Genomic DNA, 24,819 nt, shown 5'->3' with positions numbered 1-24,819 from the left:
AGGTGTGCACCATGGCCACGCAGTCTTCTGCCCGTCCCCTCACCGGCCGCGTCGCGGTCGTCACCGGCGCCTCCAGCGGCATCGGAGAGGCCTCCGCCGAGCACCTGGCCGAACTGGGCGCCCGCGTCGTCGTCCTGGCCCGGCGCGCGGAGCGCCTCGACGAGCTGGTCACCCGGATCAAGAAGAACGGCGGCCAGGCGCTCGCTCTGGCCGTCGACGTGACCGACAAGGCGGCGCTCCAGGCGGCCGCTGACCGGGTCACGGCCGAACTGGGCGGCGCCGACCTGCTGTTCAACAACGCGGGCGTCATGCTTCCCGCTCCCGTCGAGGAACTGGCCACCGACCAGTGGCAGCGCCAGATCGACCTCAACGTCAGCGGCCTGATGAACACCATCGCCGCGTTCACCCCGCAGCTGGTGCGGGCCGCCGCCGAGCGCGGTGTGGCCGACCTGATCAACACCTCGTCGATCGCGGCGCAGAACATCTTCCCGAACTTCGCCGTCTACTCCGCGACCAAGGCGTACGTCACCCACCTGTCCCGGCACCTGCGTGCCGAACTGGGGGCGAAGAAGGTGCGCGTGGCGGCGATCGAGCCCGGCATCGTCGGTACCGAGCTGCAGAGCCATGTCACTGACGAGGGCGCGCTTCAGTGGCTCGAAGGCTCCAAGGAGACGATGGAGTGGCTCACGCCGCAGGACATCGCCCAGACCATCGGTTTCCTGGCGAGCCTGCCACCGCGGGCCAACCTGCAGCAGGTCACCATCATGCCGACCGGTCAGGCCGGCTAAGCGCTCCGTGAAAAGAGTGCGGTGCGTCAGCCAGGGCCCGTCGTGGCTGGTCGCGCAGTTCCCCGCGCCCGCTATTGAGGCGCGATGCCGCAGCTCCGGCCGACCGACCAGGACCGTTCCGAGGCGGGGTCGGCCGCTGCGGCTGGGGTGAAAGTGCGGGTGGCGGGGCGTGCGGTGCTGCAAGATCCTGGTCCACGTCGTGCTCCAGGGCCTGTTGGACGCGCTGAAGGCGGTTCCGCAGCGTGTTGCGGTGGACGTCCAACTGGCCGCGGCGTCCTGGAGAGCGCCGCCGTGCCGGAGGAACGCCCTTGGCGCTGCGGGCCGGGCTGCTTCGGCTTCCAGAGGAAGCGCGACGCGGGATGGAGGGGCAGCCGTCGGCGTCGCACAGTTCAAGCCAATTTGAGGGTTACTTGAGGTCGGGCTTAGCTGTCATATGCAATTAAAGTACTCCCAAGAGCGCGGCCGAATCACTCGGTTTTAGGCCAAACCCTGCCGGCACTTTCCAATGGTCATGAACCTGATGCAAGATTCACATGCCAGCGAAAGACTTCCCTTCGAGAAGGCAGAAACCACTGCTCACCCTTTCGACCGCCCACAAAACCCGATCCGTAGATGATGACGAACACCAACGCGATGAGCGAAACCTTGAGATTCTTGTTCTCGCCGGCCACTAGCGCATTCCAGCCTTGGAGTCGACGGAGGTCATGGCGGCGCGCGGACGAATCACGCCCGGCACCGCCTGGGTCTCGGCGAGTCTGCCGGCCAGCTCGTACTCGTTGACCAGGCCGACGATCTCGTTCTTCAGCACCGCGATCGCCTTCGGGTAGTCGGCGTCGTCCACGGCGAGCCGCGCGCTGGGCGCGGCCGATTGGGACGACTTCTGCAGCGCGCTGATTCCGTACATTCTGGATAGGATGCGCCCCAGGATCACGATCTTGTCCTGGGACGGCGCGTCGGCGAGGTAGCTGAGATTGATGTCGGTGAGGTGGAGGAACGCATCTTCCAGATATGCGAACTGGCCGATGAACTCCAGCGGAGATCGGAGTCCGGACTGCTGGAAGTGGCGCAGGAACAGATTGGCCAGATGCTGGCACAGCAGGTCATTCGTTCCGTCGAAAATGGTGTAGACGCGCGCGTCGAGCAGGGCGTGGGCGGCGATGTTGTCCGGCGCGCCCATCCGATATCCTTCGCCGCCGCACAGTTGCTGGTAGTCGATAGCCGATTCCAGCATGAGTTCGGAAGCCAGCACCTTGGTCGCCAGTGAGGCGAACATGCTGTTTTCGAGGTCCGCGTAATAGTTCTCCGCCAGCATCAGCTGCCGGTACAGCGCGTTGCACACGACGTAGTTCTGCTTGATGCGATTGACCTTGTACCGCACGTAGTCGATGTCGTGCAGTGTGATGTCACCGATCTGCCTCGTGCTGACATGGCGCAGGGCCTCAGTGTGCAACCGGCGCAGGAAACCGCTCGACATGGCGGCTTTGCTGAACCGGGACGCGCACAGGATCTCGGCGGCGTCGCCCAGGCTCTCCCTGGTCTTGGTGAGCCTGTAGTGGCGAGGGACGCGCAGGTCCAAGGTGTTCAGTCCGTATCCGAGGTTCTTCAGCCCCAGGCTGTCGTAGACCTCGGTGGTCACGAATCCGCCGTCTGATCGCTTGTGGGCGAAGTAGGCGAACTCCTTGCGTTCGGGATGCTTGGCGCAGATGATCCACCAGTCTGCCTGCTCACTGAACGCCTGCCAGTGCTTGGTTCCGGTGATCCGATACTCGCCACCGTCGTCGTGGTACGTGGTCTGCATGCGCGCGAGGTTCGAACCACTGCTCGGTTCGGTGAAGGCCAGACCGCCGATGACGGGGTTATTGACGAAGTCGTCGAAGACCTCTTTCTTCAGCCTGTCATCACCGCTGGCCATCACGTTGCGGAGGAAGAGGACCGTCACGATCATCGTGTACATGCCCATTGGCAGATTGCGCTCGGACATGATCTCAATGACTTCGCACATCTCCTGGTGGCTTTCCCGGCCGCCGTACTCGCGGGGGATGGCCGGTAGGTAGATGCCCAGGTCGACCAACTTCCGCAGGTTTTCCCGGGAGAGCGGCTCCTGCGGCAGTCCGGCACTGTCGAACTCGTCGATGCCGCGTTGGAAATTGTCAAGGAATTCTGGCGAGTCAAGGTCAACTAACAGGTTGCGTGAAACAGTCATGGCAATAGTCCAATCTCGGCCGGTAATTAGTTCTGACGCTACAGCGCGCTCAATTCGGATCGTAGGTGGTCCGGGATGCTGGTGGTCGTTTCCCTTTCGTAGTCGAAGTGGACCATGATGCACGTGCCACTGGCGACTTCAGTGCCATTCTGTGTGGCGATCTGCTCGATGGTGATCGAAGTGTTGCCGATCTTCGTCACCTTCGTCTCGATGATGACGTCGACGGATGCGAAGATCTGTCGGGTGAAGTCGATTTCGTACCGGCGCAGGATAAGCGCGAGGTCGCGCATATTTGGTTCTTTACTGAACAGTCGGAAAATTGGCAACCTGCCGTGCTCGAACCAGACCGGCACTGCAGAATTGGTGACATGGCCGAGCACGTCGACTTCGGAGAAACGCGGCGAAATCGTCACCTTCATGTTCTGCCCCCTAGGTTGTTGGTCGCCACCCTGGTGGCGAATCGTTATTCCATCCAGGCGCCGGCCCGGGCGTGCTGTTTGAAGACTTGCGTGGTCGATCCCGTCACCTCGGGAATTACCGCCTCCAAATCGACGGCATGAGAGGGGTGTACGAGCGAATCGTATGTCCCCTAAACTGCTTGCTTGACCTTGGCCCTATGCGGAGCCTTTCTACTTCCTGGCCATCCGGTTCGGCGCGACCGCAGTTGTCTTGTTCGCCCTCATCATGTGCTTCAGGGTCAGCTGGCCACGCTCGGGCTATGGCCACCTCATTCTCAGCGGCATCCTGCTGCAGGGTGTGTTCTCCGTCGGGGTGTTCTACGCGCTCTACCACGGCATGACCCCCGCTGTCTCGGCACTGATCATCGCGCTGCAGCCAATTCTGGTATGGCTGATGGTCTCCGTCGTGACCGCGAGAAAGATCCGGCTGCTGTCAGTGCTGGCCCTGATCGGCGGGCTGGCCGGCGTCGCCATCACGGTGTACCGGGGTCTGGAGTCGTCATCCGGGCTCACCCCGACCAATGTCGCCTTTGGTTTCCTCGGCCTGGTAGGCCTGTCCACCGGACAGTTCTACTACCAGATGAAGAACCCGGGCGCACACTTGTTGATCAATGGATTCGTTCAGTCTGGCTCGTCGGCCGTTGTCATGCTCGTCGGCGCACTGATCTTCGAGCGGGGCGTCATACGCTGGACACCGCAGCTGCTGCTGTCGGAGCTGTGGATGTCGGTCGGCGTATCGATCGGTGCACTCAGCTTGCTGTTCGTCTTGATGCGTTCGGAGAGCGCGGACCGGGTGGCGTCGTACTTCTACGGTGTACCGATCGCCGCGGGGCTGATCGCCTGGCCTGTCCTGGGCCAGCGCCCGACCATGTCGGAGATCATCGGGTTCACGGTCATCGTGATCTCGATCGCCGTCTTCAACCGCAGTAGCAGACCACCCCGCGCCGAACAGGCTCCCGTTCTGCCGGTCGACAACTCCGTGGCGGCGACAGACCGCACCTGAGTGCAGGCGCGCTGCCGGCCCACAGGTGCCCCCGAACCCGGGTGGTGACGGGAGCGGGGCCGGTCACGCCACCGCCCGGATTCGGGGGATGCCTTCCGCCCTGCCAGGCCCGGCGGGCCATCAGGGCAGCCTGGTCGCCCGCAGCACCGGGGCTGCACCGGACCCTCCTCTCAACATCGGGCCGGCCCTCCCCAGCCCACGGCACAGACGCGGCGGACCACGTTTCGCAGGTGCCGGGCTGGGGTTAACCCAAGGTTTACTCGTGTGCGGGTGTACGCGCGTAGAGCGTGCGTACAGCATGTGTTCCATGAGACTCAGGGGATTCCGGTTCGGCCGGATGGACATGGGCCGAGGGCCGCGAATAGCGGCGACTGCGGCTGCAGGGGCCTTGGTTGCTGCCGGGCTGATGGCTGGGAGCGGCATGGGGACGGCAGCCGCCGACTCGCACAGCTTCCATCCGCCGAAGATCAAGCATGTGTGGACCATCATGCTGGAGAACAAGTCGTACGAGGCTTCGTTCACCGGGCTCAATCAGAACAGCTATCTGTGGAAGACGCTTCCGCAGTACGGCGAGCTGCTGCGCCAGTACTACGGCACCGGGCACTACAGCCTCGACAACTACATCAGCGCGGTCAGCGGCCAGGCCCCGGCTCCGGACAACCAGGACGACTGTCCGCAGTACAAGGACGTCTCCCCGGGCACCGCGGCCGCCGACGGCCAGGTTCACGCGTCCAGCGGCTGTGTGTACCCCAAGTCCGTGTCCACCCTGTTCAACCAGCTCGACGCCAAGCACCTCGGCTGGAAGGCGTACATGCAGGACATGGGCAAGACCGCCGGCCGTGAGGACCCGTACCATTGCGGCATTCCCGGCGACCCGAGCGGCAATGGCGTCCCGGACCCGGGCGGCGCCACCGCCGCCGATCAGTACGTGCCCAAGCACAACCCCACCGCCTGGTTCCGTTCCCTCGTCGACAATCCCGCCGACTGCAAGAAGGTCGTCCCGCTGGACGGACGGGCGGCCGAGCCGGGGCACATGGCGCTCAGCGGCCTGGCCCAGGACCTCAAGAGCGAGGCGACCACGCCCGCCTTCTCCTGGATCACGCCCGACAACTGCTCGGACGCCCACGACTCCACCTGCAAGGGCGACAACGGCTCCGGCGACCCGAAGAACCACCAAGGCGGCCTGTACGCCTCGGACTTGTTCCTGCAGAAGTGGATACCGCAGATCATGGCCTCGCCCGCCTTCCAGGACGGCGGCCTGATCGACATCACCTTCGACGAGGCGTTCCCGCCGTACAAGCTGTACGGCAACTCAACCGGCGACTACACCGGCAACACCGACCCGAAGCTGAACACCCCCACCGACACCTCGCAGTCCATCGTCGCCTGCTGCAACGAACTGCCCGGCCCGAACACCAGCCAGCCCGGCTTCCAGGCGTTCGGCCAGGACACCACTCCCGGCGGCGGCATCACGGGCTCGGTGCTGATCTCCCGCTACATCAAGCCGGGCACCGTGAGCGACCAGCCGTACAACCACTACTCGTGGCTCCGCAGCATGGAGGACCTCTTCAAGATCAATCGCGGCGGTACCGACGGCCACGGCCACCTCGGCTACGCCGCCGCCCCGGGCCTTCGTCCGTTCGGCCCGGACGTCTACAACAACCCGACCGGCCGGGCCATGCAGCCGGCCGCGATGGGCAGCAACGGCGTCTACTCGGCCACCGCCAAGCAGGCGCAGGATCAGCCCGCCGCGGTGCAGCCCGACTTCACCGGCGCCAATGCCGTGCACGACAGCCTGCCGCGCGGAGCCGCCAAGTGAGTGACCGCTCCACCAGCCAGGGCCGCGCCCACCTCGGGCGCGGCCTTGGCCGCCGGCACGCCGCCGTCGCGGTTCTGGTGCTCCTGCTCATCGGCGGCACCGGATGTTCCAAGGGTTCCAGCGAGGATCTTGGACGGGTACCCATTCCGACACCGCCGCCCTCACCCGTCGTGCCCACCGCCTCCGCCGGGCACGCACAGCTCGTCGCCATGGGCGACGCCGTCCACCTCGACCTGGGTTCGCAGCAGGGCCAGGTCACCGCGACCGGACCCGCGCTCGACCTGCCCGCCCCATCACCGGGCGCGGCTGTGCCAACGGCCTCCAAGGGCAGCATCACCGTGGTGCTCCATGTCACGGCAGGTAATCAGGTGCTCAACGCTGACGCGTTGGCGGTCACCGACGAACTCGGCCACACCGTGCCGTTCATTCCTGACGCACCATCAGCTACAGCGTCCCCGGGGCATGACGCGATCCTCCACCTGGCCGCGACCTTCACCGCAGGGCACTCCACCCTGACCTGGAACAACGCCGGAAAGCCCCTGGCCACGTGGGACTTCGAGGTCGAACTCGACTGACAGCGCCCGTCATACAGGTCAGCAGCCATAACGATCCGTCCCGGCGTCGCAGGGGCCGCGGGTCTGCGGTGCCGTATTGCGCGCCGGTGCGGGAGCGGTGCGCGCGAGTTCCAGCTCCCCTTGGCCATCAGGTCAGGCGCATGTCCCGTCCAGGACCAGGTCGACCAGGCGCGGGACCAGGGTCTCCTCCAGCGGTTCGCCGGTGAGCAGCACCCGCGCGAGCAGGGGACCGGTGATGGCCTCGACCAGTAGGTGCGGGTCGGTGTCGGCGGCCAGTTCGCCCCGGTCGATGCCGCGCTGGACCAGCGTTTCCGCACGTTCCAGGCGGGCGCGCCAATAGGAGCGGCGTCCTTCTTCGAGTGCGTCTTCTTCATGGACCGTGCCGAGATGCAGCAGCGCGGTGCCTGCCGGCGTCGCGAGGAAGCGGGCCAGCGCGGCGAAGAACTCCGTGAGGTCCTGGCGCACGGCACCCGTGTCGGGTATGGGCAGAGCCTGGTCCGAGCGGGTGGCCAGCGCGTCGAAGATGAGGTTCTCGCGGGTCTTCCAGCGCCGGTAGACGGAGGTCTCGTGGACCCCGGCCGCACGGGCCACGGCTGCCACGGTGGTCGCGGCCAGACCTCGTGAGGCCAGCAGGTCGACTGTGGCAGTCAGAACGGCCTGCCGCATCCGCTCGCCGCGGCGCCGGAGGGGCGGGGCCTCTTCGTCATCCGTCACCGTACGAGCCTAACGCAGGTGCTCTTGCGATAGGGCAATGGCAAGCGTACGTTGGAAAGCAAGTTGACTTGCGATAGCCCGCGCGGGTCACCTACCGGAACGGACGAACCCGCCATGGACCGCATGCGCGCCGCACGACTGCACCCCCCCTCCCACACCCTGACCGTCGAGGACGTACCCAAGCCGACCCCCGGTCCCGGACAGGTACTGGTGAAAGTCGAGGCGGCAGGCGTATGCCTGTCCGACGTCCACCTGATCGACGGCACTCTCACGCCGTCCCACCTGCAAGGAGACACCGTCACCCTCGGCCACGAGGTCGCCGGCACGATATCCGGGCTCGGACCGGACGTAACCAGCTGGACGGCCGGGCAGCGGGTCGTGCTGCAGGCGGGCGAAGTCCACGACGACGGCCATCTCCTCACGCGAGGCGTCGACTACGACGGCGGCTGGGCCGAGTACGCGCTGGCCGGCATCGGAACACTGTTCGCCCTGCCCGACTCGATCCCCTTCGAGCAGGCCGCCATCATCCCGGACGCGGTCTCCACCCCCTGGGGAGCCATCACCACCACGGCCGGAGTCCGGCCGGCCCAGGCCGTCGGCGTGTGGGGCATCGGCGGGCTCGGTGCCCACGCCGTCCAACTGCTGCGCACGGTCGGGGCCTACCCCATCATTGCCGTCGACCCCGTCCCGGCCGCCCGCCGACGGGCCCTGGACTTCGGCGCCGACCTGGCCCTGGACCCGGCCGACCCCCAGCTGCGCGAGCAGATCCTGGCCGCCACCGGCAGCCGGGCACTGGACGCCGCCTTCGACTTCGCCGGCATCGCCGCCGTCCGCGAACAGGCCCTGACCGTCCTCGCACCCAAGGGACGGCTGATCCTGGTCGGATTGACCGACAAACCGCTGACCGTCGCCAACGGCACGCTGTTCAGTTACCTGCAGCACCAGATTCTCGGCCACTACGGCTCCGAGGACGACGCCGTCCCGCAGCTGATCGCCCTGGCCGAAGGCGGTCGGCTGGACTTCTCACGCTCCATCACCGATGTGCTGCCGCTCGCCGACGCGGCCAAGGCCGTCCAACGCCTGCAGACCAAAGAGGGCGACCCGATCCGGCTGATCCTGCGGCCCTGACCCTGTCCGCCTCGCGTCGCTGGCACACCCCTCCGAAGGAAAGGTGCCTCACATGTCCGTCGAACCTGCCATCGCTGCCCTCCTGGAACAGATCAATGCGCTCCCAGCTCTGTCGATCCGTTCGACGGACCCCGAGGTGCTGAGGGAGGCGGAGAGAGAACTGGGGGCCTCGATGGTTCCGGCGGAGCCTATTGAGGTGGGCTCCGTGCGGGACACCACGGTGCCCGGGCCCGTCGGAGACGTGCCCGTGCGGATCTACCGGCCCGCCAAGGAAGGGCCGGTCCCCACCGTGGTCTTCTACCACGGCGGCGGCTGGATCAACGGCGACCTCGACAGTCACGACCTCGTCACTCGTCGGCTGTGCCGCGATGTGGAGGCCGTCCTGGTTGCCGTGCACTACCGCAGGGCCCCGGAACACCCCTTCCCCGCCCCCTACGAGGACTGCCTCGCCGTGACCCGTCACGTGGCCGACCACATCAGGGAATTCGGCGGCCGGGCCGACCGCCTCGCCGTGGCCGGTGACAGTGCCGGCGCAAACCTCGCCGCCGTGATCGCCCAGACCTTCCACGCCGAAGGCCGCCCGCTTGCCGCCCAGTTGCTCGCCTACCCCGTGGTCCAGTTCGACGCGGACACCCCCTCCCGCACCGAGAACGCCACCGGTTACGCACTCACAGCCGAGGCCATCTCCGATATCCAGGACCTCTACGCCGGAACCGACCCAGCCGTCCGAAGGTCGCCCAAGGTGTCCCCGCTCCGCGCGGAGGACTTCCACGGACTTGCCCCGGCAGTCATCGGCACGGCTCAGTACGACCCGTTGCGCGACGAGGGCCAGGCGTACGCCAGCGCGCTGCGTGACGCCGGCGTGGACGTATTCGTCCGCAATTACGATGGGCTGATCCACGCCTTCGTCAACCTGTTCCCGGTCTCACCCGCGTCCGAGGCCGCAGTAAGTGAGCTGTTCACCCAGTTCAAGCAACGGCTCGGCTAGCCCGAAGCACGCCACCGCACCCCGGTGGGCGGACTGTCCCGCCAAGCAGGCCCCATGACCAAGGGCCATGAGCCGGCACCCGCCGGACCCCAGTCCGGGGTCCGGCGGGGGCGGCCGGGATCAGGCGGCGAGGGATGTGCGGAGCCGGTCGGACATCGCCTGGATCACCTCGGCCTGGTCGCGCACCAGGTAGAAGTGGCCCTGGGAGAAGACCCGCAGGGCGAACGGCCCTGTGGTGTGCTCCGCCCAGGCCGCCGCCTCCGGCACGGTCACCTTCGGGTCCTCGCTGCCCACCATCGCGAGCACAGGGCACTGCAACGGCTCCCCCGGCTCGGGGGCATAGCTCTCCGCGGCCCGGTAGTCGGCACGGATGGCCGGGAGGACCATCCGGAGCACCTCCTCGTCTCCGAGCAACTGTGTGTCGGTGCCGCTGAGGCTCTTGACCTCGTCGATCAGGCCGCGGTCGTCGCGCAGGTGCACGGTCTCGTGGCGGTGTGCCGAGGGGGCCCGGCGGCCGGAGGCGAACAGGGCCGCTGCGACGATGCCCTTCTCGCGCTCGAAACGGCGGGCGACCTCGAAGGCCACTGAGGCGCCCATGCTGTGGCCGAAGAACGCCAGCGGCCGGTCCGCCCAGGGCAGTAGCGCGGTGAACACGTGGTCGGCGAGTTCGGGGATGTTGTCGATGAGGGGCTCGGTACGGCGGTCCTGCCGGCCGGGGTACTGGACGCACAGCACGTCGGCGAAGTCCGGCATGGCCCGGGCCACGGGGAGGTAGAAGCTCGCGGAGCCACCCGCGTGCGGCAGGCAGACCAGCCGGACGGAGCTGTCCGGCCTCGGCTGGAACCGGCGTATCCACAGGCTGTTGTCGGCGGCGGTCGAGGTGTTCACGGAACTGATCGTTTCCCTTCGGGAGAATGGAGGCTGGCGGGGCGTGGGATGACGGGTGGTCAGGACAGTTTGAGGACCCACTCGTCGACGGCGGTCGCCGTGGACCGCGCGTACCGCTCCATCAGCGTGTAGTGGTTGCCGGGTACTTCGGTGACCGTCTGGGCGTGTTCGGGCGCCGGCGGCCGGTCGTCGGCCCCCGTCTCGTCGGCCCCCATCCAGTCGTCCGCGCGGACGACCAGCGTGGGCGCCTTGGCCACCGGGGCGTCCCAGCCCTCGAAGGCGGCGAGATAGCCGCCCATCGCGGTGAGCTGGGTGCCGGGTGCGGAGATGAAGTCGAAGCGCTCCGACTGCTCCCGCACCACCGCCGACTGGAACCGGTCGGCCATGCCCTGCGCGCGGGTGAAGCTGTCGAGCATCACGATGCCTTCGACGGGCCGGCCCAGCTCCTCCAGCCGGCAGGCCACGGCGTGCGCGACCCAGCCGCCCGAGGAGTAGCCGACGAGCACCACGGGCTCCTCGCCCGCGCACTCGGCGACGGCCCGGACGTGCACCTCCACGAGGGCGGCGACGTCCTCCGGCAGCGCCTCCCCCGGGCCGAAGCCCGGCTCGGGCAGTCCCCAGACGGTGCGCCGGCCGCCGAACGCGGCCGCGAAGCGCGCGTACTGGTGCACCCCGGAGGGCGCCATGTACGGGCCGAAGCAGATCAGTTGGGGCCCTTCGTCGCCGTGCGCCAGCCGGACCGGGACCGACCGGTGGTCGGCGGCCGACGCGGCGTCGAAGACCGGCCGCAGCCGTGCCGCGGCGGTGACCATCTCGATGCCCTCGGCGAGCCTGCCGAGTTCGCCGGCCCGGCGGTAGAGGCCGACGAGCAGATCGTCCTGCTCGGCGGGTGCGGCCGGTCCGGCCCGGTGGGGGCCGCCGGGTGCTTCCACCAGGAGGGCGAGGAGCCGGGTGGTCACCGCTGCGGGGGTGGGGTGGTCGAAGACCAGGGTGCTCGGCAGCTTGAGGCCGGTGGCCCGGCCGAGCCGCTTGGCGAGCTGGACCGCGGTCAGCGAGTCGAAGCCGAGTTCCAGGAAGACGTGCCGGTCCCGCACCGCGTCGGCGGAGGGGTGGCCAAGCACGGCCGCGGCCTCGGAGCGTACGAACTCCAGGACCGCCGCGTCGCGTTCGGCCCCGGACAGCCCCGCCAGCCGGCGCACCAGGAGGGGTTCACCGCCGGACGGGTCGCCCGCGCCGGTCTCCTCGGCTGCCAGCAGGCGGGCCACCTCGGGCAGGCCGCCGAGCAGCGGGCTCGGCCGGGCCGCGGTGAAGCCGGGCAGGAACCGCGTCCAGTCCACGTCGGCGACGACCACCGTGGTGTCGCCGCGTTCGACCGCGCGGCGCAGGGCCAGCACGCCGAGTCCGGGGTCCATCGGATCGAGGCCGCGCAGCCGCAGCCGCTCCTCGGCGGCCCGGTCGACCATGCCGCCGCCGCCCCAGGCGCCCCAGGCGATGGAGGTGGCGGTCAGGCCGCGCGCCCGCCGGTCCTCGGCGAGGGCGTCCACGAAGGCGTTCGCCGCCGCGTAGGCGGACTGCGCGCCGCTGCCCCAGGCGGCGGCGCCGGAGGAGAACAGCACGAAGGCGTCCAGTTCGCGTTCGCCGAGCAGTTCGTCCAGGTGGGCCGCGCCCGCCGCCTTCGCGCCCAGTACGGCGGCGAGCTCGGCCACGGTGGTGTCGGCGAGCATGGCGGGCGTGCCGACACCCGCGGCGTGCACCACGGCGCTCAGCGGCGGCAGGCCGGCGAGCGAGTCCAGGAGTGCGGCCACCGCCGCCCGGTCGGCCATGTCGCAGGCGGCGATCGTCACGCGGGCACCCAGCGCCTCCAGTTCGGCGCGCAGCTCATCGGCACCGTCGGCGGCCGGACCCCGGCGGCTGGTCAGCACCAGGTGTTCGGCGCCGGCGGCCGCCAGCCAGCGGGCGACCCGGCCCCCGATGAAGCCAGTGCCGCCGGTGACCAGGACCGTGCCGCGCGGCTGCCAGCCGGGCCCGGCGGGGGTACCGCCGCCGGGGGCGCGGACCATCCGCCGGGCGTAGCCGCCCTCGGCGCGGACCGCGATCTGATCCTCGCCGGTGGCTCCGGACAGCGCCACGGCCAGTCGGCGCCCGGTCCGTGCGTCGGTGGCCGCCACGTCGGCGGGCAGGTCGACGAGGCCGCCCCACCGGGCCGGGTGCTCCAGGGCCACGACCCGGCCCAGCGCCCCCACCGGCGCCTGGCGTACGGCGTGGAGGGGGTCGGCGGGCCCGGTGGACACCGCGCCCCGGGTCACGCACCACAGGGGGGCGTCGACGTCCGCGTCGCCGAGCGCCTGCACGAGGAGCAGGGTGGTGGCGAGGCCGAGCGGAACGGCGGGGTGCCGCGGGTGTGCGTGTTCGTCGAGGGCGAGCAGGGACAGTACGCCGCGTACGCCGTGGCCCGCCTCCCGCAGCGTGTCGGCGAGGGCGTGCCGGTCCTCGTCCCCCGTCACGGCCAGCCGGACGAGCTCGGCGCCGTGCGTGGCGAGCGAGTCGAGCGCCAGCTCCACCGCCGGGTCTTCGAGCCGGTCCCGGGGGACGACCGCGAGCCAGACCCCGGAAAGGGCGGGCGGTGCCGTGTCGGGTACCGGCTTCCAGCTGATCCGGTAGCGCCAGGCCTCCGTGGCCGCCTCGTCGCGGCGGCCGCGGTGCCAGGCGTGCAGCGCGGGGAGCGCGGAGCGCAGGGTGGCGTCCTCGTCGAAGGACAGTCCCTCGGCGAGGGAGGCCAGGTCCTCGCGTTCCACGGCCGCCCAGAACTCGGCGTCCGCGGCGGACTCCGGCGCCGGGACCGCGCTCGCCGCCGTGTCGGGCGTGTCGAGCCAGTACCGCTGCCGTTGGAAGGGATACGTCGGCAGCTCGGCCGACGTACTGGCGGCGCCCCCGAACACCGCGGTCCAGTCGACCGGGACGCCGTGCGCGTGCGCCTCGCCGAGCGAGCCGAGGAAGCGCCGGGCGCCGCCAGCGGAGCGGGTCAGGGTCGGCACCACGGCCTGGGCGGGACCGTCCGTAGGCGCGTCGTCCAGGGTGTCCTGAAGTCCGTACACCAGCACCGGGTGCGGGCTGATCTCGATGAAGACCCGGTGCCCGTCCGCCAGCAGGCGTCGGGTGGCCTGCTCGAAGCGCACGGTCTGGCGCAGATTGCGGTACCAGTACGCGGCGTCCGGCGCGGTGTCGAGCGGTTCGCCCGTCACCGTGGAGCAGAACGGGATCTTCGGCGCGCTCGGGGCGAGCGTGGCGAGTTCCGCCGCGAGTTCGTCCCGCACCGCCTCGACCTGGGCGCAGTGCGAGGCCAGGTCCACCCTGACGCGCTTGGCCTGTACTCCGTCGGCCGCGCAGGCGTCGAGGAGTTCGGCCAGCGCGTCCAGGTCGCCGGAGACGACCACGGTGCGCGGCCCGTTGACCGCGGCCACACTGAGGCGGCCCTGCCAGCGGGCGAGCCGCTCGGTGACCTCGGCCTCGGACTGCGGAACCGACACCATGCCGCCCTGCCCCGACAGCCGGACGAGCAGGGCGCTGCGGCGCGCCACGAGCCGGGCGCCGTCCGCCAGGGTCAGCGCCCCGGCGACGACGGCGGCCGCTATCTCGCCCTGCGAGTGGCCGACGACGGCGGCCGGGCGTACCCCGCACGAGCGCCACAGCTCGGCGAGCGCCACCATCACCGCCCACAGCACCGGCTGGATCACGTCCGGGCGCTCCAGCGCGGGGGCGCCGTCCGCGGCTCGCAGTACGTCATCGAGCGACCAGTCCACGTGCGGGGCCAGCGCCTCGCCGCAGGCGGTGATCCAGTCGCGGAAGACGGCCGAGGTGTCGAGGAGTTCGACGGCCATGCCCGCCCACTGGGAGCCCTGGCCGGGGAAGACGAACACCGGCTGGGCTGGGGATCCGGCCGAGCCGCGGAGCGCGAGCTCGTGGGAGCCGCCGGACGCGAGCGCGTCCAGGGCCGCGAGCAGTTCGTCGCGGTCCTCGCCGACCACCACGGCGCGCTCGTCGAACAGGGTGCGGGTGGTGGCGAGCGCGTACCCGACATCGCGCGGCCGGGTCCGGCCCTCGCGCAGGAGCGCGGCGAGGTGTCCCGCCTGCTCCTCCAGTGCCGGGCGGGTGCGGGCCGACAGCAGCAGGGGCACCGCCGCCGATCCGATCGGGGGCTGCGGAGCGGGCTCTTCGGGGTCGGTGTCGGGGCGGGGGCCGACGGGCGGCGCTTCCTCGATGATGACGTGGGCATTGGTCCCGCTCATCCCGAAGGACGAGACCCCGGCCCGCCGGGGGCGGTCGGCCGCGTCCCAGGCGACCGGCTCGGTCAGCAGTCGGACGGCGCCGGTGCTCCAGTCGACGTGCGGGGACGGCTCCTCGGCGTGCAGGGTCCTGGGGAGTACGCCGTGCCGCAGCGCCTGCACCATTTTGATGATGCCGCCCGCTCCGGCTGCGGCCTGAGTGTGCCCGATGTTGGACTTCAACGAGCCCAGCCACAACGGATGTTCCTCGGGGCGGTCCTGGCCGTACGTCGCCAGCAGCGCCGAGGCTTCGATGGGGTCGCCGAGCCGGGTGCCCGTGCCGTGCCCCTCGACCACGTCGACATCGGAGACGGACAGCCCGGCATTGGCGAGGGCCTGCCGGATGACGAGCTGCTGGGCGCGGCCGCTGGGAGCGGTGAGGCCGTTGGACGCGCCGTCCTGGTTGACGGCGCTGCCACGGACGACCGCGAGCACCCGGTGACCGTTGCGGCGTGCGTCGGACAGCCGCTCCACCAGCAGCATGCCGACGCCCTCGCCCCAGCCGGTGCCGTCGGCATCGGCGGAGTACGCCTTGCAGCGGCCGTCGGCGGCGAGCGCGCGCTGCCGGCTGAACTCGACGAAGGCGCCGGAGCTGGACATGACCGTCACCCCGCCGGCCAGCGCGAGTTCGCACTCGCCCTGGCGCAGCGCCTGGGCCGCCATGTGCAGGGCCACGAGGGAGGACGAGCACGCCGTGTCCACCGTGACGGCCGGCCCTTCGAGACCGAGGGTGTAGGCGATGCGCCCGGACGCCACACTGGCGGCGTTCCCGGTGCCCAGGTAGCCCTCGACGCCTTCGGGGACGGCGAGGCCCCGTCGGATGTAGTCCTGGTATCCGGAGCCGACGAACACTCCGGTGCGGCTGCCGCGCACGCTCGCCGGATCGATGCCGGCCCGCTCGAACGCCTCCCAGGACGTCTCCAGGAGCAGCCGCTGCTGGGGGTCCATGGCGGTCGCCTCGCGCGGCGAGATGCCGAAGAACGCGGCGTCGAAGTCGGCCAGGTCGTAGAGGAAGCCGCCGGCGCGGGCGTAGGTCGTACCCGGGTGGTCGGGGTCCGGGTGGTAGAGCGTGTCCAGGTCCCAGCCCCGGTTGTCGGGGAACACCGACATCGCGTCCGTGCCCTCGTCCACGAGCCGCCACAGCTCCTCCGGCGAGCGGACCCCGCCCGGATAGCGGCAGCTCATGGCGACGATCGCGATCGGCTCGTCGTCGGCCCGTACGGGGGCGGCCGCGGCCTCGGGGGCGTCGCCGGTGCCGAGCAGTTCTACGAGGAGCGCGCCCGCCAGGTCCAGCGCCGACGGGTAGTCGAACACCAGGGTGGTGGGCAGCCGCAGTCCGGTGGCCCGGATCAGCCGGTTGCGCAGCTCGACGGCGGTCAGCGAGTCGAAGCCCAGGTCGCGGAAGGCCCGGCCGGGCTCGACGGCCTCGGGACCCGGGTGTCCGAGCACGGCCGCGGCCTCGGACCGTACGAGTTCCACGAGGGTACGGTCCCGCTCGGCCGGGTCCGCCTGGGCGAGTACCAGGCGCAGGGCGCCTGCGGTGTCGGCCGCCTCGTCGGAGTGCCCCGGCCGTGCGGTGGTGGCGTCCCGGACCTCGGGCAGATCGCCGAGCAGCGGGCTGGGCCGGCCCACGGTGAAGGTGGGGGCGAAGCACGCCCAGTCCACGTCGGCGACGGTCACAGCGGTCGCGTTCCGGCCGACCGCGCGGTCCAGCACCGTGACGGCGGACTCGGCCGCCAGCGGCTCAAGGCCGCGCCGCCGCAGGCTCTCGGCGACCTCGGGGGTGCCGGCCATGCCGGAGTCGGCCCAGGGCCCCCAGGCCAGCGCGGTGGCCGGCAGGCCGCGGCCCCGGCGGGCGGCGGCGAGCGCGTCGAGGTGGGCGTTGGCGGCGCTGTACGCGGCCTGGCCGCCCGCGCCCCATACCCCGGCGATGGACGAGAACAGCACGAACGCGTCCAGCTCGGGTCCTGCGGGGAGTTCGTCGAGGAGCGCGTCGAGGTGGACCGCGCCCGCCGCCTTCGCGGCCAGGACGGCGGCGAAGGCGGCCGGATCGGTGTCGGCCAGCAGCGCGGGGGTGTCCACGCCCGCCGTGTGCACCACGGCGGTGAGGGGGCAGGCTGTGCCCGCCGTTTCCGTCAGGTCCGCGAGCAGCCGGGCCAGCGCGTCCCGGTCCGCCACGTCGCAGGCGGCGACCGTCACGCGGGCGCCCAGCGCCTCCAGTTCGGCGCGCAGCTCGTCGGCGCCGTCGGCGGCGGGACCCCGGCGGCTGCTCAGCACCAGGTGTTCGGCGCCACGGGCGGCGAGCAGCCGGGCGACGTGCCCGCCGAGCGCGCCGGTCCCGCCGGTGATCAGTACGGTCCCCCGCGGGCGCCACTCCTCGACCGACCGGGCGTCGGCCTCGGCGGCACGGGCGAGCCGCCGGGCGAACACGCCGCCCGCGCGGACGGCGAGCTGGTCCTCCGGGCCGTCGGCGGCGAGTGCGCCGACGACCCGGGCCAGTACCGGTTCATCGCATTCCTGGGGCAGGTCGACGAGCCCGCCCCACCTGCCCGGGTGCTCCAGCGCGGCCACTCGGCCGAGTCCCCAGATCTGGGCCTGGCCGGGGGCCGTCACCGCGTGGTCGTCCGGCGACGTGGACACCGCGCCGCGCGTGGCGCACCACAGCGGTGCCTCGACGCCCGCGTCGCCCAGCGCCTGGACCAGGGTCAGGGTGCCGGCCACGCCGCCGGCCAGTGCGGCCAGGCCCGCCACCGGGCGCTCGTCCAGTCCGAGCAGCGAGACGACGGTGCGCGGGGCCGTGCCGTCCGTGGCCTCGCGCAGCCGGGCAGTGAGCGTCTCCCTGTCCTCCGCTCCGTCGACGGTCAGGCAGGTGGTGCGCGCGCCGTGCGCTGCGAGCGCGTCCTGGAGTCCGGCGGCGAGGGATACGGCGCCGCTGTCGTGGTCGGGGCCGACGGTGGGGACGACCAGCAGCCAGTGCCCGTCGGCGGTCGCATCCGCCGGATCAGTCGCCGGATCGCTCAACTGCTTCCAGGTGACGTCGTACTGCCAGTCCTCGACCGTGGACCTGCGACCGCCCGTGGCCGCGGCCGCTTCGAGCCAGTAGTGCTCGCGCTGGAAGGCGTAGGTGGGGAGGTCGACACGCCGGGCACCGCGCCCGGCGAACACGGCCGTCCAGTCGACGGCCGTTCCGTGGACGTGGAGCTGGGCAAGGGCGGTGGTGACGGCCACGTCCTCGGCGCGATCCACACGCAGCAGAGGAACCGTGACCGCGTGCTCGTCCACGGAGTCCTGCGCCATGGCAGTGAGTGCTCCGCCGGGGCCGATCTCCAGGAAGGTGCTCACGCCTTCCTCAGCGAGGGAGGTCACGGCGTCCGCGAAACGGACCGCCTCGCGGACATGCCGCACCCAGTAGTCGACGGAACAGAACTCCTCCGCAGACACCACACACCCGGTGAGGGTGGAGACAAGAGGCACGCGCGGGGCGTCGAAGGCGACCGTCTCCACGACCTTGCGGAAGTCGCTGAGCACCGGATCCATCAACGGCGAGTGGAACGCGTGCGAGACGGACAGCGCCTTCGTCTTACGGCCCTGGGCCTCCAGGCGTCCGACCACCGCCGCCACGGCGTCCTCCGCGCCCGAAACCACCACGGACGAGGGCCCGTTGACCGCCGCGATACCCGCACGGCCCCCGTACCCCGCCAGCAGTTCCAGCACCTCGTCCTCCGAGGCCTGCACCGCCACCATCACACCCCCACCCGGGAGCGCCTGCATCAGACGGCCACGCGCAGCCACCAACCGCGCCGCATCCTCCAGCGAGAACACACCCGCCACATGAGCAGCCGCGAACTCACCCACCGAATGCCCCGCCACCAGATCCGGCCGAACCCCCCACGACTCCACCAACCGGAACAACGCCACCTCAACCGCGAACAACGCCGGCTGCGTATAGGTGGTCTGGTTCAGCAGCTCCGCGTCATCGCCGAACACCACACCTTTCAGGGGCTGTTCGAGATGCACGTCCAACGCCGCACACACGCCGTCGAAGGCCTCGGCGAACACGGGAAAGGACGCGTACAACTCACGCCCCATCCCCAACCGCTGACTCCCCTGCCCCGAGAACAAGAACGCGGTTCCGCCGTCACGGCGGCCTGCCCCTTCGACCACCTGCGCGGCAGGGGTCCCCTCGGCTACCGCTTTCACACCGGCTACGAGTTCGGGCAGGTCCGTACCGACCACGGCGGCGCGGTGTTCCAGCGCGGCGCGCGAGGTGGCCAGGGAATGAGCCACGTCCACCGCGCTGACATCGCCGAGACCGAGGACGTGCGCCAGCAGCCGCTCCGCCTGTTCGCGCAAGGCCGCGCTGTTCCGCCCCGAGAGGGTCCATGCGACGGGCCGGGTCCCGGCGGCCGGATCGGTCGGGTCCTGACTCGCCGGGTCTTCCTCGGCGTCGGGGGCCGGCGGCGCCTGCTCGATGATGGTGTGGGCGTTGGTCCCGCTCACCCCGAAGGAGGACACGGCGGCCCGGCGCAGGTGGCCGTTCTCCGCCCAGGCGACGGGCTCGGTCAGCAGGCGTACGGCTCCGGACGACCAGTCGACATGCGGCGACGGCTCGTCGGCGTGCAGCGTCTTCGGCAGCACACCGTGCCGCATCGCCTCCACCATCTTGATGACCCCGCCCACCCCGGCAGCGGCCTGCGTGTGCCCGATGTTCGACTTCAACGAACCCAGCCACAACGGACGTTCCTCGGAACGACCTTGCCCGTATGTCGCCAGCAGCGCCTGCGCCTCGATCGGGTCACCGAGCTTGGTGCCCGTACCGTGCGCCTCCACCACATCCACATCCGCCGCCGACAACCCCGCACTGGCCAGAGCCTGTTCGATGACGCGCTGCTGCGCCGGACCGTTCGGAGCCGTCAGACCATTCGACGCACCGTCCTGATTCACCGCCGAACCCCGCACCACCGCCAAAACCGGGTGACCGTGACGGCGCGCGTCCGACAACCGCTCCACCAACAGCAGGCCGACACCCTCGCCCCACCCGGTCCCGTCGGCCTCTGCGGCGAAGGACTTGCAGCGCCCGTCGACAGCGAGGCCCTGCTGACGGCTGAACTCGGTGAACATGCCGGTGGCGGCCATGATGGCGGCCCCGCCGGCGAGTGCCATCGAGCACTCGCCCTGCCGCAGGGCCTGGACCGCCAGGTGCAGGGCGACCAGGGAGGAGGAGCACGCGGTGTCGACGGTCAGCGAGGGGCCTTCGAGGCCGAAGGTGTACGACACCCGCCCCGAGGCGACGCTGGGGGCGGTGCCGGTGAGCAGGAAGCCCTCCAGCTCTTCCCGGGTGTCGCCGCTGCCCGCGTACCCCTGGTAGGCGAGGCCGACGAACACGCCGGTACGGGATCCCTTGACGGAGGTGGGGGCGATCCCGGCCCGCTCGAACGCCTCCCAGGCGACTTCGAGCAGCAGCCGCTGCTGCGGGTCGGTGGCCAGGGCCTCGCGGGGGGACATGCCGAAGAACCCGGGGTCGAAGCGGCCCGCTTCGTGCAGGAACCCGCCCTCGCGGGTGTAGCACTTGCCGGGCACGCCCGGGTCGGGATCGTACAGCCCGTCGAGGTCCCAGCCCCGGTTGGTGGGGAAGCCGGTGACGGCGTCCGAGCCGCTCTCGACCAACTGCCAGAGCGCTTCGGGGCTGTCGACCTGTCCCGGGTAGCGGCAGCTCATCGCGACGATGGCGATCGGCTCCTGGTCCTTCGTCTCCACCTCGTGGAGCCGGCGCCGGGTCTGCTTGAGATCCGCCGTCACACGCTTGAGGTAGTCCAGCAGTTTCTGTTCGTTCTCGTTCTGTCCGCTGAGCTCGTTGTGCTGGTTCTGCATGTCTCGTTCACCCGCCAGGAAGTGTCAGGAAAGTGGTGCGGTGGTGCGGGCCGCGAAGGTGTGCACCGTGCTTGTCGGTGCTCAGGCGCCGTCGAGCTCTTGGTCGATGAGCGCGAAGATGTCGTCGACGGTCGCGCTGCGGAGCCGCTCGTCGGATGCCTCGTCAGGCGACGGGCGGCCCGCTCCGCGGTCGGCCGCCGCGCCCTCGCTGAAGGCCGCGAGCACACCGTGCAGGCGGGTCCTGATCCGGGACCGGACCAGCTCGTCGTCGGCGCCGACGGCGGCGAGGGCCGTCTCCAGCCGGTCGAGTTCGCCGAAGACCGCCAGGGCGGACGAGGCCTGCGCCTGGTCCGGCACGAGGTCGAGACGGATGCGCTCGGCGAGCGCGACGGGCGTGGGGCAGTCGAACACGAGGGTGGCCGGCAGCCGGAGTCCGGTTGCGGCGTTGAGCCGGTTGCGCAACTCCACCGAGGTGAGCGAGTCGAAGCCGAGCAGCTTGAACTCCCGGTTCCGGTCGACGTCCCGCGGGCCGCCGATGCCGAGCACCGCCGCCACCTGAGTACGCACCAGATTCAGCAGGACGCTGTCCCGTTCGGGCTCGGACAGGCCGCTGAGCCGGTCGCGCAGTGCGTCGGCGCCGCCGGCCGCCACGGCTTCCCGGGCAGTGCGCCGGGCGGCCGGGCGGACCAGGCCGCGCAGGATCGCCGGGACCGCGCCGGCGGAGTCCGGGCCGGCCCCGGGCGCGGTGGTGTCGAAGCGCACCGGTACCGCGACGGCGTGTTCGCCGCTCCGGGCCGCGTCGAAGAGCGCCAGGCCCTCCTCGGCGTGGAAGGACACCAGTCCGGAGCGGGCCATCCGCTCCCGACCCGACTCGTCCATCCCCGAGGCCATGCCGCTGTCGGCCCAGGGGCCCCAGGCGATGGCGGTCGCGGGCAGGCCGGCCGCCACGCGGCGCTGGGCGAGCGCGTCGAGGAACGCGTTGGCCGCCGCGTAGTTGCCCTGCCCGGCGCTGCCCAGCGTCGCCGCGACGGACGAGAACAGCACGAACGCCGACAGGTCCAGGCCCCGGGTCAGCTCGTGGAGGTTGAGCGCGGCGTCCACCTTGGGACGCAGCACCGCGTCCAGCCTCTCCGGGGTGAGCGAGGCGACCAGCCCGTCGTCGAGCACACCGGCCGCGTGGATCACGGCGGTCAGCGGCCGGTCCGCGGGGACGGTGGCCAGCAGTGCGGCGAGTGCCTTCCGGTCGGCGGCGTCGCAGGCCGCCACCGTGACGGTCGCGGCGCCCCGCGCGAGCAGGTCCTCCCGCAGCCCGGCCGCTCCCTCGGCCGCCGTCCCTCGCCTGCTGGTGAGCAGCAGGTGCCGTACGCCGTGTTCGGCCACCAGGTGGCGGGCCACCAGCCCGCCCAGCGCCCCGGTGGCGCCGGTGACGAGCACGGTGCCGGAGGGGTCGAGCGCGGCGGGGACGGTGAGGACGAGCTTGCCGATGTGCCGGGCCTGGCTGAGGTGGCGCAGCGCGTCGGGTGCCTGGCGCACGTCCCAGCAGGTGACGGGGAGCGGGCGCAGCGCCCCGGTCTCGAACAGCGCCACAAGTTCACGGAGCATGGCGCCGATGCGGCCGGGCCCGGCCTCGATGGTGTCGAAGGCGGTGTATGCGGCGCCCCGGTGTTCCTCGGCGATCCGTTCGGGGTCGCGGACGTCCGTCTTGCCCATCTCCAGGAAGCGGCCGCCGTCGGTCAGCGTACGCAGCGAGGCGTCCACGTAGTCACCGGCGAGGGAGTTGAGTACGACGTCCACGCCGCGGCCGCCGGTGGCGGTCAGGAACCGCTGCTCGAAGCCGAGTTCACGGGACGAGGCGAGGTGGTCCTCGTCCAGGCCGGCCGCCCGCAGGGCCGCCCACTTGCCGGGTCCCGCGGTGCCGTAGACCTCGGCGCCGAGGTGTCGGGCCAGCTGGGTCGCGGCCATGCCGACGCCGCCCGCCGCCGAGTGCACCAGCAGTGTCTGCCCGGCCCGCAGGCCCGCCAGGTCGACCAGGGCGTAGTAGGCGGTCAGGAAGACGATCGGCACCGAGGCGGCCTCGGTGAACGTCCAGCCCTCCGGCATCCTCGCCACCATCCGGTGGTCGGCGACGGCGAGCGGGCCGAACGCCTCGGGGATCATGCCGAAGACTCGGTCCCCCACCGCCGGTGCGGTGACCCCGGGGCCCGTCTCGACCACGACGCCGGCGGCCTCGCTGCCCAGTGTGGCGGCCCCCGGATACATGCCGAGGGCGATGAGGGCGTCACGGAAGTTGACGCCGGCGGCGCGCACGGCGATCCGCACCTGGCCTTCGGCGAGCGGGGCGGTGGCCGCGGGGTTCTCGGTCAGCGCGAGGTCGTCGAGGGCGCCGGTGGCTCCTGTGGTCAGCCGCCAACCGGTGACACCGGGGACGGGCCGCAGGGCGTCGCCGGCCGACCGGCGGGCGAGCCTGGGCATGTACGCGACGCCGTTTCGCAGCGCGAACTGCGGTTCACCCGTCGCCAGCGCGGCGGGCAGCGCCCGTCCGGACTGCCCGTGACCGTCGAGGTCGTCGGTGTCCACGAGGACCAGGCGTTCGGGGTTCTCCGACTGAGCGGACCGTACGAGGCCCCAGAGGGCGCTCTGCGCCGGGTCGGCGACCGTGGCACCGGGCGCGGGGGCGACCGCCCCCTGGGTGAGCAGCACCAGCCGGGCGTGCGCGGTCCGGTCGTCGCCGAGCCAGGTCCGCAGGAGTTCGAGGCCCTGCCGGGTCACCGAGCGAACGTCATCCGCCGTACCGTCGCCGGTGGCGCGCGGGGCCGGCATCAGGACAGCGTCCGGGAGCACGTCCGCGTCGCCGAGGGCGGCCAGGAGCGCGAGGAGACCCGCATGGTCCTCGGCCCGGGTGACGCCACCGGTGGCGCCCGCTTCCTCCAAGGGGAGCACGGGCCAGTCCATCCGGTACAGCGTGTCCTGGTGCTCGACCTGCCGGGCGGAGGACAGCTGATCGGCCGTCACCGCCCGGAGCACGAGGGACTCGACGGAGGCGACCGGCCGGCCCGTGCCGTCGGCGACGAGCAGCGACACCGTGTCCGGCGCGGGCGAGGTCAGCCGGACGCGCAGGCTCGTGGCCCCGGTCGCGTCCAGCCGTACTCCGCTCCAGGCGAACGGGATCCGTCCCTGACCGGTGTCCGGCAGCAGACCGCCCAGGCCGACCGCGTGCAGGGCGGAGTCGAGCAGCGCCGGGTGGACGCCGAAGCCGTCGGCGGTGGTGTCCGGCGGCAGGGCGACCTCCGCGAACACCTCCCCGCCGCGCTGCCACAGCGCCCGCAGCCCCTGGAACACCGGCCCGTAGCCGAAGCCGAGTTCCGTCAGCCGCTCGTAGTACCCCTCGATCGGGACGGGCCGGGCGGCGGCGGGCGGCCACTGCGCCAGGTCCTCCCCGAGGTGGGGCCGTGCGAGCGTGTCCGCGCGCGCCGAAGCCGCCGTGGCGAGTACGCCGATGGCGTGGGTCGACCAGGGTTCGTCGGGGCTCGCGCCGTCCGGCCGGGAATGGACCTGCACGGTCCGGCGCCCGGTGTCGTCGGGTCCTGCCACGGCGACTTGGAGCTGGACGGCGCCCTGAGCGGGCAGGACGAGCGGAGCCTGGAGGGTGAGCTCGTCGACCCGGTCACAGCCGCTCTCGTCGGCGGCCCGGATCGCGAGGTCCACCAGCGCCGTACCGGGCAGCAGCACCGCACCCATGACCTGGTGCTCTGCCAGCCAGGGCTGTGCCGTCAGCGACAGCCGCCCGGTGAGGACGACGCCCTCACCGTCGGCGAGTGCCACGGCGGCGCCCAGCAGCGCGTGGTCCGCCGACCGCAGCCCGGCGCTCGCGAGGTCCCCGACCGCGGGGCGGGTGTCGAGCCAGTAGCGGGTGCGCTGGAAGGCGTACGTGGGAAGGTCCACGCGTCGGGCGCCCTGTCCGGCGAGGACGGCCGTCCAGTCGACGGGCGTGCCGTGGACGTGGAGTTGAGCGAGGGCGGTGGTGACCGCCACGTCCTCGGCGCGGTCCGCACGCAGCGCGGG

The 24,819-nt window shown here is 71.4% G+C and carries 13 protein-coding genes and 1 pseudogene; 7 read left to right on the top strand and 7 right to left on the bottom strand.

The window, feature by feature from the left end:
• The first annotated feature begins 11 nt into the window (after positions 1-11).
• The gene (locus ACIBK6_RS35900) at positions 12-788 is read left to right on the top strand and encodes an SDR family oxidoreductase (protein ID WP_399056610.1); all 777 of its coding nucleotides are present in this window, start codon (positions 12-14) and stop codon (positions 786-788) included.
• Here ACIBK6_RS35900 and ACIBK6_RS35895 read toward each other — a convergent pair.
• From ACIBK6_RS35895 to ACIBK6_RS35885, 3 genes are all read right to left on the bottom strand, one after another.
• Entirely contained in the window at positions 763-1,050 is a 288-nt protein-coding gene (locus ACIBK6_RS35895) for a helix-turn-helix domain-containing protein (RefSeq protein ID WP_399056609.1), read from the bottom strand. The genes ACIBK6_RS35900 and ACIBK6_RS35895 overlap by 26 nt on opposite strands.
• Before the next feature lie 408 nt (positions 1,051-1,458).
• Positions 1,459-2,991 carry an acyl-CoA dehydrogenase family protein gene (locus tag ACIBK6_RS35890; RefSeq protein ID WP_399056607.1) on the bottom strand — a complete coding sequence of 511 codons (1,533 nt, stop codon included), beginning with the start codon at positions 2,989-2,991 and terminating at the stop codon, positions 1,459-1,461.
• A gap of 38 nt (positions 2,992-3,029) precedes the next feature.
• A complete protein-coding gene (locus tag ACIBK6_RS35885; protein ID WP_399056605.1) occupies positions 3,030-3,410 on the bottom strand; it encodes an acyl-CoA thioesterase in 381 nt (126 codons plus the stop codon).
• Positions 3,411-3,621: 211 nt separating this feature from the next.
• Between ACIBK6_RS35885 and ACIBK6_RS35880 the strand changes: the two are divergent.
• The 4 genes and pseudogenes from ACIBK6_RS35880 to ACIBK6_RS35865 form a co-directional block, all read left to right on the top strand.
• A pseudogene (locus ACIBK6_RS35880) lies at positions 3,622-3,918 on the top strand (hypothetical protein); the annotation flags it as partial.
• Positions 3,919-4,029: 111 nt separating this feature from the next.
• Positions 4,030-4,452 carry an EamA family transporter gene (locus ACIBK6_RS35875; RefSeq protein WP_399056730.1) on the top strand — a complete coding sequence of 141 codons (423 nt, stop codon included), beginning with the start codon at positions 4,030-4,032 and terminating at the stop codon, positions 4,450-4,452.
• 421 nt (positions 4,453-4,873) lie between these two features.
• Positions 4,874-6,271: an alkaline phosphatase family protein gene (locus ACIBK6_RS35870; protein ID WP_399056603.1), complete on the top strand. Its 1,398-nt coding sequence runs from the start codon at positions 4,874-4,876 to the stop codon at positions 6,269-6,271.
• Positions 6,268-6,846 (top strand): hypothetical protein, encoded by a 579-nt coding sequence (locus ACIBK6_RS35865; RefSeq protein ID WP_399056601.1) that lies wholly within the window; start codon positions 6,268-6,270, stop codon positions 6,844-6,846. Before ACIBK6_RS35870 ends, ACIBK6_RS35865 begins: the two co-directional genes overlap by 4 nt.
• A gap of 132 nt (positions 6,847-6,978) precedes the next feature.
• On the opposite strand, the gene ACIBK6_RS35860 is transcribed toward ACIBK6_RS35865, so the two are convergent.
• Complete coding sequence (locus tag ACIBK6_RS35860; protein WP_399056728.1) at positions 6,979-7,512, bottom strand: TetR-like C-terminal domain-containing protein; 534 nt, start codon at positions 7,510-7,512, stop codon at positions 6,979-6,981.
• Positions 7,513-7,674: 162 nt separating this feature from the next.
• Between ACIBK6_RS35860 and ACIBK6_RS35855 the strand changes: the two genes are divergently transcribed.
• Positions 7,675-8,688 carry a zinc-binding dehydrogenase gene (locus tag ACIBK6_RS35855; protein ID WP_399056600.1) on the top strand — a complete coding sequence of 338 codons (1,014 nt, stop codon included), beginning with the start codon at positions 7,675-7,677 and terminating at the stop codon, positions 8,686-8,688.
• Positions 8,689-8,740: 52 nt separating this feature from the next.
• On the top strand, positions 8,741-9,676 hold the full coding sequence (locus tag ACIBK6_RS35850; RefSeq protein ID WP_399056598.1) for an alpha/beta hydrolase: 936 nt from the start codon (positions 8,741-8,743) through the stop codon (positions 9,674-9,676).
• A gap of 120 nt (positions 9,677-9,796) precedes the next feature.
• On the opposite strand, the gene ACIBK6_RS35845 is transcribed toward ACIBK6_RS35850, so the two are convergent.
• The 3 genes from ACIBK6_RS35845 to ACIBK6_RS35835 all read right to left on the bottom strand — a co-directional run.
• Complete coding sequence (locus ACIBK6_RS35845) at positions 9,797-10,564, bottom strand: thioesterase II family protein (protein ID WP_399056596.1); 768 nt, start codon at positions 10,562-10,564, stop codon at positions 9,797-9,799.
• Between the two features lie 59 nt (positions 10,565-10,623).
• The gene (locus ACIBK6_RS35840; protein WP_399056594.1) at positions 10,624-20,757 is read right to left on the bottom strand and encodes a type I polyketide synthase; all 10,134 of its coding nucleotides are present in this window, start codon (positions 20,755-20,757) and stop codon (positions 10,624-10,626) included.
• An 81-nt stretch (positions 20,758-20,838) separates the two neighbouring features.
• Positions 20,839-24,819, bottom strand: a 3,981-nt coding sequence (locus tag ACIBK6_RS35835; RefSeq protein WP_399056592.1) for an SDR family NAD(P)-dependent oxidoreductase, incomplete at its 5' end; no start/stop codon positions are given.

This window comes from Streptomyces sp. NPDC050485 (assembly GCF_044458185.1).
GTDB lineage: Bacteria > Actinomycetota > Actinomycetes > Streptomycetales > Streptomycetaceae > Streptomyces.
This window is presented reverse-complemented; position numbering and strand designations above follow the sequence as displayed.